Source organism: Lacticaseibacillus daqingensis (assembly GCF_003946115.1).
In the GTDB taxonomy this organism is placed as follows: domain Bacteria; phylum Bacillota; class Bacilli; order Lactobacillales; family Lactobacillaceae; genus Lacticaseibacillus; species Lacticaseibacillus daqingensis.
Genome location: NZ_RHOH01000002.1, coordinates 325232 through 337908 on the forward strand (window position 1 = coordinate 325232; position 12677 = coordinate 337908).

13 protein-coding genes and 1 riboswitch are annotated in these 12677 nt (G+C 58.9%); of the genes, 11 read left to right on the plus strand and 2 right to left on the minus strand.

All coding sequences use genetic code 11. The features are described from left to right. Positions 1-72: 72 nt before the first annotated feature. Positions 73-264 (minus strand): YjzD family protein, encoded by a 192-nt coding sequence (locus tag EKM88_RS03740; protein WP_125703264.1) that lies wholly within the window; start codon positions 262-264, stop codon positions 73-75. Positions 265-382: 118 nt separating this feature from the next. Between EKM88_RS03740 and EKM88_RS03745 the strand changes: the two genes are divergently transcribed. From EKM88_RS03745 to EKM88_RS03795, 11 genes are all read left to right on the plus strand, one after another. Further along, the gene (locus EKM88_RS03745; RefSeq protein ID WP_125703648.1) at positions 383-3679 is read left to right on the plus strand and encodes a DNA polymerase III subunit alpha; all 3297 of its coding nucleotides are present in this window, start codon (positions 383-385) and stop codon (positions 3677-3679) included. A gap of 112 nt (positions 3680-3791) precedes the next feature. Continuing rightward, complete coding sequence (pfkA, locus tag EKM88_RS03750; RefSeq protein WP_125703650.1) at positions 3792-4751, plus strand: 6-phosphofructokinase; 960 nt, start codon at positions 3792-3794, stop codon at positions 4749-4751. A gap of 60 nt (positions 4752-4811) precedes the next feature. Continuing rightward, the gene (gene pyk / locus EKM88_RS03755) at positions 4812-6578 is read left to right on the plus strand and encodes a pyruvate kinase (protein WP_125703266.1); all 1767 of its coding nucleotides are present in this window, start codon (positions 4812-4814) and stop codon (positions 6576-6578) included. 138 nt (positions 6579-6716) lie between these two features. Next, positions 6717-7178, plus strand: a complete 462-nt coding sequence (locus EKM88_RS03760) for a DUF441 domain-containing protein (RefSeq protein ID WP_125703268.1) — start codon at positions 6717-6719, stop codon at positions 7176-7178. 15 nt (positions 7179-7193) lie between these two features. Then, positions 7194-8054, plus strand: a complete 861-nt coding sequence (locus EKM88_RS03765; RefSeq protein WP_125703270.1) for a CvfB family protein — start codon at positions 7194-7196, stop codon at positions 8052-8054. A 10-nt stretch (positions 8055-8064) separates the two neighbouring features. After that, positions 8065-8946, plus strand: coding sequence for a site-specific tyrosine recombinase XerD (gene xerD, locus EKM88_RS03770; protein ID WP_125703272.1), 882 nt, complete (start codon positions 8065-8067; stop codon positions 8944-8946). A 74-nt stretch (positions 8947-9020) separates the two neighbouring features. Then, positions 9021-9413, plus strand: coding sequence for an N-acetyltransferase (locus tag EKM88_RS03775; RefSeq protein WP_125703274.1), 393 nt, complete (start codon positions 9021-9023; stop codon positions 9411-9413). Further along, positions 9388-10113 carry a segregation and condensation protein A gene (locus tag EKM88_RS03780; protein WP_125703276.1) on the plus strand — a complete coding sequence of 242 codons (726 nt, stop codon included), beginning with the start codon at positions 9388-9390 and terminating at the stop codon, positions 10111-10113. The genes EKM88_RS03775 and EKM88_RS03780 overlap by 26 nt, the downstream gene beginning before the upstream one ends. Next, positions 10113-10700, plus strand: coding sequence for an SMC-Scp complex subunit ScpB (gene scpB, locus EKM88_RS03785; protein ID WP_125703278.1), 588 nt, complete (start codon positions 10113-10115; stop codon positions 10698-10700). Before EKM88_RS03780 ends, scpB begins: the two co-directional genes overlap by 1 nt. Then, a complete protein-coding gene (locus EKM88_RS03790; protein WP_125703280.1) occupies positions 10684-11430 on the plus strand; it encodes a pseudouridine synthase in 747 nt (248 codons plus the stop codon). Before scpB ends, EKM88_RS03790 begins: the two co-directional genes overlap by 17 nt. 40 nt (positions 11431-11470) lie before the next feature. Further along, positions 11471-11592: riboswitch (FMN riboswitch) on the plus strand. A gap of 101 nt (positions 11593-11693) precedes the next feature. Then, positions 11694-12284, plus strand: a complete 591-nt coding sequence (locus tag EKM88_RS03795) for an ECF transporter S component (protein ID WP_125703282.1) — start codon at positions 11694-11696, stop codon at positions 12282-12284. Between the two features lie 90 nt (positions 12285-12374). On the opposite strand, the gene EKM88_RS03800 is transcribed toward EKM88_RS03795, so the two are convergent. After that, positions 12375-12614 (minus strand): ferredoxin, encoded by a 240-nt coding sequence (locus tag EKM88_RS03800; RefSeq protein WP_125703284.1) that lies wholly within the window; start codon positions 12612-12614, stop codon positions 12375-12377. Positions 12615-12677: the final 63 nt, after the last annotated feature.

The window sequence follows — 12677 nt, forward strand, 5'->3', positions numbered from 1 at the left end:
GTTAATTATGTCTCGGCTCCCTTGCGAGTGGGACGACCCCATTCTAGCGCAAAATAAAAAGCGTGATCGCGATCACGCTTTTTTGCTTGCTTCGGGGTCGAAGTGCTTCATGATAACTGGCATGATGAACAGGATGACGGCAAAGGCCAACCCGGCATACATACTTAAGATGGGGTCGAAGGTGCCGCCGGCCAAGGCGCTGACTAAGAAGCCTACGACCTCGCCCAGCAGAACACCCCACACCATTGTGACAATATAGCGCATAGAATCCCTCTTTTCATAGACATCTTAACACGGCCAACGGGAATTGCAACCACAAACCGCAGGGGTGAAGGGCCTGCAGGGGGGGCTGGGTTCAGGTATAATGAAAGTGAGGTGGCCAATCATGTTTACGCATTTACAAGTTCAAAGTAGCTTCAGCCTGCTGCAAAGCCCGCTGACGATTCAAAGCATCGTTACAACCGCCAAGCAGCGCGGTTTTTCGGCGATCGCCCTGACCGATACGAACGTGATGTACGGGGTGGTCGACTTTTATCGGCAAGCGACGGCAGCGGGCATCAAGCCACTGTTGGGGATGCGGCTGGCGTTGCCCGACGCCACCGCGGTGCTGATTGCGGAGACAACGGCGGGGTACCACCAGCTCCTGCGGTTGTCCAGCGCGATCAAGCTGGCCGAGACACCACCGGCGCTGGCGGCGTTACCGCAGTTCACGGGGTTAGCGGTCTTGCTACCGAGCAGCACGCTACTTCAGGCAGATTTTGCGGCAGTTCACGGCGATTTGGCCCAGTACGCGGCGGGCTTTGCCGCCAAAGCGCCGGCGACTCTTGCGGTGGGACTTGAACCTGTGGCGATCGGCAGCGCCTTGCCGGCGGTGGCCGCCGCGCAAAACTTGCCGCTGATCGCCATGGATCGCGTCAGCTACCAAGACCCGACCGATGCGTTCACGCAAAAAGCGCTGCAGGCCATCGGTGCCGGCACGCAGCTTAACTTGCGTGATCCGGCGCTGATGGATGCGGGGACCGACTGGCTGACCCCGCCAGACACTGCCGCCGCGCCTTACCAAGCGGCAGGGCTGGACGCCGCGCTGGCGAATCAAGCCGCCTTAGTGGCGCGCGCGGCGGCCACCATCGCCTTTCGTCAGCCGCAGCTGCCGCACTATCCGGTGCCCACCGCACAATCGGCGCCCGCCTACTTGGCTGACCTGGCCACGGTCGGATTGACGGCGCGCTTTGCTGGTCAGCCGGTGCCTGCGGCTTACACCGAACGCTTGACCTATGAGTTGGGCGTGATCGACAAGATGGGCTTCGCCGATTACTTCTTAGTGGTCTGGGACGTGATGAACCATGCCCATGAGGTGGGCATCATGACGGGGCCGGGGCGGGGTTCCGCCGCGGGGGCGCTGGTGTCCTACGCGCTCGCGATCACCGAAGTGGACCCCCTGCAGTACGACCTGCTGTTTGAACGGTTCCTGAACCCGGCGCGCGCGAACATGCCGGATATCGACCTCGACATTCCCGATAACCGCCGCGGCGAGCTGATTCAGTACGTGCACGACCGCTACGGGGCCGAGCACATGGCGCAGATCATCACCTTCGGGACGTTTGGCGCTAAGCAGGCGTTGCGAGACTGTGCACGGGTGTTCGGGCTCAGTCAGTTCGAAAGCAACAAGTGGAGCGCCGCGATCCCCAACCAATTTCACATTGATCTGAAAACGGCCTACGATCAATCGCAGGCGCTGCAGAACTTGGTCAAAGACGCGGATGACCACCGTGCGTTGTTCAGCACGGCCTTGGCCATTGAGGGCCTGCCGCGGCACGACTCCACGCACGCAGCCGGGATCGTGCTGGCGCAGGAACCGCTGACGGACACCGTGGCGCTGCAGGACGGTGGTGATGGCATCGCGCAGACGCAAGTGCCGATGGGTGACGTGGAAGCGCTAGGATTGCTCAAGATGGACTTTCTGGGGCTGCGCAACCTGAGTATTTTGGCCAGCGCCGCCGCGTCGATCACGCGCCAAACCGGCAAGCCGTTTGACCCCAAGCAGATCCCACTGGACGACGCGGCGACCCTCGCGCTGTTTGCCCGCGGCGACACAAACGGCGTGTTCCAGTTCGAAAGCAATGGCATCCGAAGCGTGCTGCGCCGAATGAAGCCGACGCGGTTTGAGGACGTGGTGGCGGTCAACGCGCTGTACCGGCCAGGGCCGATGGAGCAGATCGACACGTTCATCGCCCGCAAGAATGGCCAGGCGCCCATCACCTACCCCGTGCCGGCGCTTGAACCGATCCTCAATTCGACGTACGGGGTGCTGGTGTATCAGGAGCAGGTCATGCAGGTGGCCAGCGTCATGGGGGGCCTGAGCCTTGGCGAAGCGGACTTGCTGCGGCGCGCGATGTCCAAGAAGAAACAGGCCGTCATCGAGCGGGAGCGCGTGCGCTTCATCCAAGGGGCGAAGCAAAAAGGGTACGATGAGGCGACCGCCACCACGGTGTACGCATACATCGAGCAGTTCGCGCACTACGGCTTCAACCGGAGCCACTCTGTGGCCTACTCCAAGATCGCCTTTTGGCTGGCGTACATCAAGGAACATTACCCCACCGCCTTTTACGCGGCGCTGATGAATGCGAGCCTGAGCAACACCGCAAAACTGCGGCAGTACGTGGTGGAACTCAAAGCCCGCCATGTGCCGCTGCTGGGGCCGGACATCAACCGGTCGGGCCGCGTCTTTCGCATTGAAGGGCAGGGGTTGCGCTTTGGCCTCCTGTCCATTAGTGGGGTGCGGCGAGACTTCGTGGACGCGATTTTGGCAGCCCGGGCGAACGGCCCGTTCAAATCTTTGCAAGAGCTGATGCAGCGCCTCGATCCCAAATGGCTCAAACCGGAACCCTTCACGCCATTGGTCTATGCCGGCGTCTTTGATCGGTTTGATGCCAATCGGGCGCAGACGTTGGCCAACTTGGGGGAACTGATCGACTCGGTCAAACTTTCAGGAAACGATGTCGGCCTGTTCGCGCTATTGGCCCCTAAGCCGGTGGCAGTGCCGGAGTTTGCGCCGACCGAACGACTCGATCAAGAGGCAGCGGTGCTGGGTGTGTACCTGTCGGGCCATCCCGTTGATCGCTACGTCAATCAGCTTGCGCCGTTTCGCCCGCTCACCACGGCGACGGCCGTCACTGCTGGGCGCACTGTCACGGTGGTGCTGGTAGTGCGCCGAATCAAGCGTATCCGGACCAAAAAGGGGCAGGAGATGGCCTTCATCGATGGTCAAGACGCCACCGGCACACTGTCGGTGACCGTGTTTCCGAAGCTTTACCCCACGATCGCCGACCTCGCGACGAACGCGGTGATCGTGGTCAGTGGCCGTGCTGAATCCCGCGATGGGATTCAGCTGATCGCCAATCAAGTGACAACCGCAGAAGCCGCAGTGGCGGCCCTGCCAGCCCAGAAGCTCTTCATCCGCCTTCCCGCGGAAATGCCGGACACCGTGAAGACCACCTTGCTGAAAGCGTTGGCGGCGCACCACGGCGCTACCCCGGTGATCACGGTGGCCCCGGCGACGCGTGAAAGCGTGCTGTTGGCCAAAGCCTACTGGGTTGACCTGGACCCGGCACTCTTGGCGGCAGTCCGTGGTCTAGTTGGGGAAGAGAATGCCGTCGTACAAGGTGTGACGGGTCACTAGGAAAAAACGGTTTTTTTGGCTTTGCACGGGACTTTTTTTCTGAAAAGTGATATGCTTAATCAGTATTTGGGGGCAATTATGGTCCCTAAAAGAAAACGCATGAGGTGAAATGATGAAACGCATTGGGATTATGACCAGTGGCGGCGACGCACCAGGCATGAACGCAGCCGTTCGTGCCGTTGCGCGCAAGGCGATGGCTGAAGGCCTTGAAGTCTTCGGGATCAATTACGGATTTGCTGGGCTGGTTGCCGGCGACATCTTCCAGATGGACGCTTTGACGGTCAGCGACGTGATCAACCGCGGGGGGACCATGCTCTTCTCCGCACGCTACCCTGAATTTGCAGAGGAAGAGACCCAACTCAAGGGGATCGCACAGCTGAACAAATTCGGGATCGACGCCCTGGTCGTGATCGGTGGCGATGGCTCCTACCATGGCGCCCTGCGCCTGACCGAACACGGTTACAATGCGGTCGGCCTGCCAGGGACGATCGATAACGACATTCCTTACACGGACTTCACGATCGGGTTTGACACTGCGGTGAACACCGCACTGGACGCCATTGATAAGCTGCGCGACACCGCTGCTTCCCACGAACGGACCTTCGTCGTGGAAGTGATGGGCCGTGGTGCTGGCGACATCGCGCTGTGGGCCGGGGTTGCTGGGGGCGCTTCTGACGTCATCATCCCTGAACATGAATTCGACGTTGAAGCAGTCGCCAACAAGCTGAAGTCCTCTCGCGAACGCGGCCAAAAGCACGCCATCATCGTGCTGGCAGAAGGCGTGATGCATGCCGACGAATTCGCGAAGAAGCTCAACGCTTACGGCGACTTCCAGACGCGTGCCACTATCCTCGGCCACGTGCAACGTGGGGGGCGGCCAACGGCTAAGGACCGCGTTTTGGCGTCGAAGATGGGCGCCTACGCCGTTGAACTACTGATGGCAGGCAAGGGCGGTTTGGCCATCGGGATCCAGAACAACCAACTGGTTAATCACCCGATGACAGACCTCTTCAACTCGAAGCACGAGACAGAGCTTTCCCTGTACGACCTGGCGGAAGATCTGTCCTACTAACTTAGTTAATTCTGACGTTAAAGTCGGTATTAAAAAATTGTCAAAGGAGCGATTTCATTTATGAAAAAGACCAAGATCGTTAGCACGCTTGGACCAGCAAGTAACACAACAGACATCATCGTTAAGTTGATCGAGGCGGGGGCTAACGTATTCCGGTTTAACTTCTCCCACGGTGACCATGAGGAACACCTGTCACGCATGAACATGGTGCATGAAGCCGAAAAGATCACGGGCAAGACGGTTGGGATCATGCTTGACACGAAGGGTGCGGAGATCCGCACGACCGTTCAGGCAACCGACAACGGCAAGATCGAACTCCACACCGGCGACGTGCTGCGGATCTCGATGGATGCTAGCCTTGACGGGAACAAGGACAAGGTCGCCGTGACCTACCCAGGGCTCTACGACGACACCCACGTTGGGGGCCACGTTCTGTTTGACGATGGGTTGATCGACGTCTTGATCACCGAAAAAGACGAAGCCAACCGCGAACTGGTGACCACCGTTCAAAACGATGGTCTGCTTGGGAGCCGTAAAGGGGTGAACGCCCCTGGCGTCTCCATCAACCTGCCTGGGATCACCGAAAAGGATGCCGATGACATCCGCTTCGGCCTGGACAGCGGCATTAACTTCATTGCAGCCTCCTTTGTTCGGAAGCCGCAAGACGTCTTGGATATTCGTGAACTGCTCGAAGAAAAGGATGCCCTGAACGTCCAGATCTTCCCAAAGATCGAATCTCAAGAAGGGATCGACAACTTCGATGACATCATTAAGGTCTCCGATGGTCTGATGATCGCCCGTGGGGACATGGGGGTTGAAATTCCGTTTGAACACGTGCCACTGGTTCAAAAGTCCCTGATCAAGAAGTGCAACGCGCTGGGCAAGCCGGTGATCACGGCCACTCAGATGCTGGACTCCATGCAGGAAAACCCACGGCCAACGCGTGCTGAAGTGAACGACGTGGCTAACGCGGTCTTTGATGGGACCGATGCCACGATGCTGTCCGGCGAATCCGCCAACGGGGACTACCCGGTTGAATCCGTTGCCGCAATGGCCCGGATCGACGAGTACACCGAAAAAGCGATGCAGGACCAGGACGCCTTTGCGCTCAAGGCCTACAGCAACGCGAACATCACGGAATCCGTTGGTCAGGCTGTGGCCCACACCGCGCGCAACTTGGGCGTTAAGACCATCGTTGCGGCGACCAAGTCTGGCTTCACGGCCCGCATGATCAGCAAGTACCGGCCAAAGGCTGACATTCTTGCCATCACGTTCGACGAGAAGACCCAGCGGGGGCTGATGATCAACTGGGGCGTTTACCCAATCATCGCCGATGCACCAGAATCCACCGATGACATGTTCGACCTGGCCACCAAGAAGGCCCAAGAACTGGGCTTCGCGGAAGAAGGCGACCTGATCCTGATCACGGCCGGGGTGCCAGTGGGCGAAACCGGGACGACCAACGTCATGAAGGTTCAACTGATCGGCTCCAAGCTGGTTGAAGGCTCCGGTGTCGGCGACGAATCTACGGTTGGGAAGGCTGTTTTGGCCACCAACGCGCAGGAAGCTGCTGCGAAGATGCAAAAGGGTGACATCCTGGTTGTCAAGACCACGGACAAGGACTACCTGCCAGCCATCGAAAAGGCGGCCGCTTTGGTCGTTGAAAACGGTGGGCTGACGAGCCATGCCGCAGTCGTTGGGATCGCCATGGGCATTCCAGTGGTTGTCGGTGCGGCCGGTGCCTTGGACGCGATCACCGATGGTCAAGTGATCACGGTTGACTCCCGTCGTGGGATCATCTACAAGGGTGCGACTAACGCCCTTTAAACCATTGACTGAACACAAAAAGACGTGCGACTTGCCGCGCGTCTTTTTGTGTGGCCAGCGACCGGCGGCTGAGGGCGTGCATTGCTTTTTTATGTCAACTCGGGTAGACTGAATAGAGAAATTTTGAGGAGGGTGCGTATGGAAAGCTGGTTTTTTTTGGGGGCGGTTTTTGTGATCGCCGCATTGGCGAAGAATCAATCCCTGCTGATCGGGGTGGGGGCCGTCATGCTGCTGAAGCTGATCCCCGCATTTCACCCGGTCCTGAAGTTGCTGCAGGGCCAGGGCATCAATTGGGGGGTCACGGTGATCTCAGCCGCTATCATGGTACCCATCGCCACCGGTGAGATCGGGTTTGCGGAGCTGGCGCGCGTCTTACGCAGCCCGGCCGGATGGATCGCCATCAGCATGGGGGTCCTCGTGGCGGTGCTGTCTGCCAAGGGGGTCGGGCTTTTGGCGCAAAGTCCTGAGATGACGGTGGCGCTGGTGTTTGGCACCATCATGGGGGTGGTGCTGCTGCGCGGCATCGCGGCCGGCCCCGTGATCGCCAGCGGGATGACGTATGTGTTACTGACAGTATTCAATTTACTCCCTGTGAAATAGGGACGGAGGATAAGTATGAAGTTTAACGGTCAGATCGTCGAAGCGACGGTCACGGATAGCAATGAGACGCAGGTGTTCGCACAGTACGATGGGGTCACGATGGCCATCGACGGCACGGAGTTTGACACCACGCCGGCGGTGGGCACGCCCCTCACCGGGTTTGCGTACGACAACACGCAAGGCAACGCTCGGCTGACCACGAAGCTGCCGACGATCGGCCACGACCACTACGCCTTTGGGACGGTAGTTGAGGTGCGGCGCGACCTCGGGGTGTTTGTGAACATCGGCTTGCCGGACAAGGACATTGTGGTGTCCCTTGACCAGCTGCCAGAGCTGGGCCGCTTGTGGCCGGCCCGTGGCGATCGCCTGATGGTCGACCTGATGATCGACAAGAAGCACCGGTTGTGGGGAAATCTGGCGGATGAATCGATCATTCAAGCCGTGGCCAACCACGCGAAGCCCGCGATGAAAAACCAAGATGTGACTGCCACGGTGTACCGCCTGAAAATGGCGGGGACGCACGTGCTGACGGATGATTTTTACCTGGGTTTCATCCATCCGAATGAGCGTGAAGTGGAGCCACGCTTGGGTGAGGTCGTGCACGCACGCGTGATCGGGGTGCGCGACGATGGCACGCTGAACCTGTCGCTCAAGCCGCGCGCCTATGAAGCGATCTCGGATGACGCGGCGATGGTGCTGGCGGTGCTCGAGCACAGCCCGAACCACCAAATGCCGTACACGGACAAAAGTGATCCAGCTGCGATCCAGCAAGCCTTTGGCATCAGCAAGGGCGCGTTCAAGCGCGCGTTGGGGCACTTGCTGAAGGCCAAGGCGATTCGCCAGCACGATGGGGTCACCGAGTTGCTCGAGCACTAGGAGGCGACACATGGACGAGCTAATTTTAGACTTCGGCCATTATTTGGATGTGGAGCGGGGGCTGGCCGCCACAACGCAGGCCAGCTATCAGCAGGACCTGCGCGAGTTTGCTGCCTGGTTGACGACCCAGCAACTCGCAGCGTTTCCCGAGGAGCTCGCTGTCATTCAGGACTTCTTGAGCGCGCAGACCTCGCTGAAGGCGGCTAGTTCCATGAGCCGTATGATCAGCGCAATGCGCCGCTTTTATCGCTACCTGATGCAGGAAACCGTTATCACCAGCGACCCAATGACCCTGATCGATTCGCCGAAGCCAGCCCAGCACCTGCCGGCGACACTGTCGAGCACCGAAATAGACCGGCTGATGGCGGCACCGGATACGACCAAGCCGCTGGGGTTGCGCGATCGCGCCATTTTTGAACTGATGTACGCCACGGGCTTGCGGGTGTCGGAGGTGGTGACCCTGCGCTTGGACCAACTTCACTTGACGCTGAACTTGTTACAGGTGACGGGGAAGGGGGACAAGGAACGCATCGTCCCGATCTCACCACAGGCGGTCACCTGGATGAGCCAGTACCTCAGCACCGCTCGCCCTCAGCTGACGAAGCAGCCCGCACCGCCGACTGTGTTTGTGAACTTCCACGGGCGGCCACTGACCCGCCAAGGGATCTGGAAGAACTTGAAGGCCTATATTGAAGCGCTGGGGATTCAGAAGAACGTGACGCCGCACACCCTGCGCCACAGCTTTGCGACTCACTTACTCGAAAACGGCGCGGACTTGCGCGTGGTGCAGGAGCTGCTGGGCCACAGCGATATCAGTACTACGCAAATCTACACGCACTTGAGCAACAAGAAGATCGTGGCGGTGTATCACGCCACGCACCCGCGCGGCTAGCGGTTCTGATTGCCGGCGCGGCGTGCATATGGTATCGTAGCGGGTGAGAGTAGTTAATTGTGGAGGCTTTTTTGATGCTGACAAAATACAAGAACGATTATGCCAAAATCGCAATGGGGTTCCTGTCGTTTGTCCCTGATCTGAAAGACATGGATCACTTGCAGACGGAGCTCAAGCTGTACACCGAAGACAACGCCCACCTGCTGTACCTGTACCGTGAAACGGCCGGCGGTGATTTTGAAGGCGTGGTGGGCGTGGAAACCGGGGCTGACTTTGTGCTGATCCGGCACCTGTCGCTTTCGCCTGCGTTTCGGGATACTGCAACGCAGTTCGCGGTCCTCAGCGACCTTCAGGCCCAGTACGCGGGCGTCAAGCTGATGGGGACGCTAGAGACGGCCCCGCTGATTGCCGCGTTTAATCAACAGAGAAAAGAGACTGCCAATGGCACTGACACTCGTGCTGAATGATTTTTCCGGGCCGCTGGATTTACTCTGGCACCTGATCCGTACCAACGAAGTGGATATCTACGACATTCCAATCGCTCAGATCACTAGCCAATACCTCGACTATCTGCACCAGATGCAGGACTTGCGGTTGGATGTGGCTGGTGATTATTTTGTCATGGCGGCAAGCCTGATGGCGCTGAAGAGTAAGCTGTTGCTGCCACAGGCCGCGCCTGAGGAACCGGCGGACACCGATTATGTGGATCCCCGCGCGGACTTGGTTGCCCAACTCTTGACTTACCAGGTGTACCAGGAGGCTGCTGGCGACCTGAAGGCCTACGAACAGGCCCGGGCGCGCTCATACGCCAAACCCGAAACGCTGCCGAGCGCGGATGTGCAGGTGCCAATGAGCCCTGGGGCGGTCAAGCTTCGCGACCTGACCGCCGCAATGACTGCAGTGATGCAACGGCAGCTGGCCACGGCGCAAACCATCGCGCACATTGAGGCCGAGCCCATCTCGATCGCTGAACGCATCAACGAGGTGCTGGCCGAGCTGGCCCGGTGGCACACCTGCAACTTTGAGCGGCTGATTGCCGCCCATACGGTGGAAGGCGTGGTGACCACGTTTTTGGCCATTTTAGAGTTAATGAAAAACGATCAGATCGAGTGCGAACAGCCGGAGCCATTCGCGCCGATCACTGTGATGATGAAGGAGGTGGCGTGATGCAGCCGTTGATCGAAGCCGTTTTGTATACGGCCGGCGAGGCGGGGGTTGCGCTGGAGACCTTCGCCCAGCTGCTGGGTATCAGCCCAGCCGCCATGCGCCAACAGTTGGCGACATACAGCCAGGCCTTGGCCGATGACGCCAGCCGCGGCTTGCTCGTGCGCCAGTCCGACGAGCGGTACTTCCTGGTGTCCAAGCCCGAGTTCGGCGAAACCCTCAAGAAGTACTTCGCTGGCCCCCCGGCGCAGGGGCTATCCCAGGCAGCGCTGGAAGTGCTGGCCATCATTGCCTATCAGCAGCCGATCACGCGCATCGAAATCGATGAGGTGCGCGGGGTGCAGAGCACTGGCGCCTTGACCACGCTGGCCGCCCGGCGGCTGGTCAAGGAAGCGGGGCGTAAAGAGGCCCCGGGGCGCCCGATTTTGTACGCGACGACGCCATTTTTCCTCGATTACTTCGGGCTGGAAACACTCGATGACCTCCCCGTGTTGGGTGAGGCCGAAGCCCCTGCAGAGGTTGACTTGTTCGCGGACTTTGATGCCGCACTGGACCCAACAGAAGGAGAGACAGATGCCACAACAGAATGAAGAACGACTCCAAAAGGTGATCGCCAACGCGGGGGTCGCCTCCCGTCGCCACGCCGAGGATCTGATCCGCACTGGCCACGTTGAAGTGAACGGTGTGGTGGTGACCGAAATGGGCGTTAAAGTCACCGACCGCGATGAGGTGTTGGTAGACGGCGTGCCGCTGGGCAAGGAGCGCAAGCGCTACTTCCTGTTCTACAAGCCGCGCGGCGTCATTACCGCTGTGACGGACGACAAGAAGCGTGCCGTTGTCACGGATTACTTTGAGGACGTTCAGGAACACCTTTATCCAGTCGGCCGGTTGGACTATGACACCTCAGGATTACTTTTGATGACCAATGACGGTGAGTTTGCCAACATGCTGATGCACCCCAGCTTTAAGGTGGATAAGAAGTATGTGGCCAAGGTGCAAGGGATCCCGACCCGGGCGCAGCTGATGCCGATGCGTGACGGCCTCGTGGTGGCGGGCAAGAAGCTGGCCCCGGCGCGCTTCACCATCATTTCCACGGATAAGGCCAAAAAAACCGCGATCGTGGCCCTGACCATTCACCAAGGGATCAATCACCAGGTCAAAAAAATGTTTCAGGCGCTCGGGTTCCCCGTGATGAAGCTCTCTCGAACCGAGTACGGCCCACTGACGCTGGAGGGGCTGCAATCAGGAGAACACCGGCCGTTGAAGCCGATCGAGATCCAGGTGCTGAAAACGTTCGCACAAAAGGGCTTGACACACTAGGAGTCGGTGGTTACAATAAGTGAGTAATTAAATAAACTTGGTTCGTCTTCAGGGGCAGGGTGCAATTCCCGACCGGTGGTGAAAGTCCACGACCCGCGGCAACGCGGCTGATCCGGTGCGATTCCGGAACCGATAGTTAAAGTCTAGATAAAGAAGATGGGGCTTTATTTTGAATACTCGAATTCAAGACGAAGGCTCATTATCTCCCCGGGGGTAGTGGGTCTTTTTTTGCTCCTCTGAAGCAACCACTTGGAGGGTTTTTCATGTCAAGTTCTAAGTTGCACCGGTTGGTTGGGGTCGCCTTGCTGGCGGCAGTTGGCTTCGTGTTGCAGATGTTTCTTGCGTTTCCGATTCTACCGGCCTTTCCGTTTTTGAAGTTGGATCTCTCTGATCTGACGGTTCTGCTGGGTGGTTTGCTGTACGGGCCGGTGGGCGGCGTGATGGTTGCCTTCGTCCGCAGCCTGTTGCATTATGTTTTGACGGGTGGTGGCGTCATCAATTTGATCGGCGACGCGGCGTCCTTCGTGGCCAGTTGCGGCTTCATGTGGCCGGTGGTGATGGTGATGAAAAACAAGAACTCACTCGGCCGCCAAATCACGGGCCTGCTGGGTGGGACGCTCAGCTTGACGGTGATCATGAGCTTTCTGAACTGGGTCTTGATCATGCCGATGTATCTGGCGATGATGAACTTCCAGCTGGGCATGTCCACCACGAAGTACGTCCTGATCGGAGTCGTGCCATTCAACCTGATCAAGGGGATCGTGGTGTCGGTGGTCTTCTTCGTCCTTGCCAAGGCGCTCATGCCGTGGCTGGAAAAGCAACAGCGTGCGGCACAAGTGCCACATCTGCGTTAACGCAAAAAAAATCGTCGACTGCGGTCGGCGATTTTTTTTGCGCGCAGTGCGGTGAGCCGGCTGAAGCGTCAGACAACGTCGGTGTGATGATCACGGTTCATCGGACGAAAATGGGGCGGCTTGGCGGTGAATCGCGCCAGTTGGACAGCGCGTGTAGGCGCGTCTGAACACGATCGCCTGCGCGCCAGTCAGTGGGGTGGTGCCGGTGTTGTGATCGGGGGTGTAGCTGGCGAGCCCATCGGCATCGTAATCAAACAGCGTCGGTGCCAGCATCTGGCACAGGCCGCAGGCGATGCAGGCCTCGCGGTCGACCTTGGCGTATAGTGGCATACTTTACCTCCTTGAAGGGATCAGTCCCTTCAGTATACACCTTGTGCGCCGGGGCCGTGGACG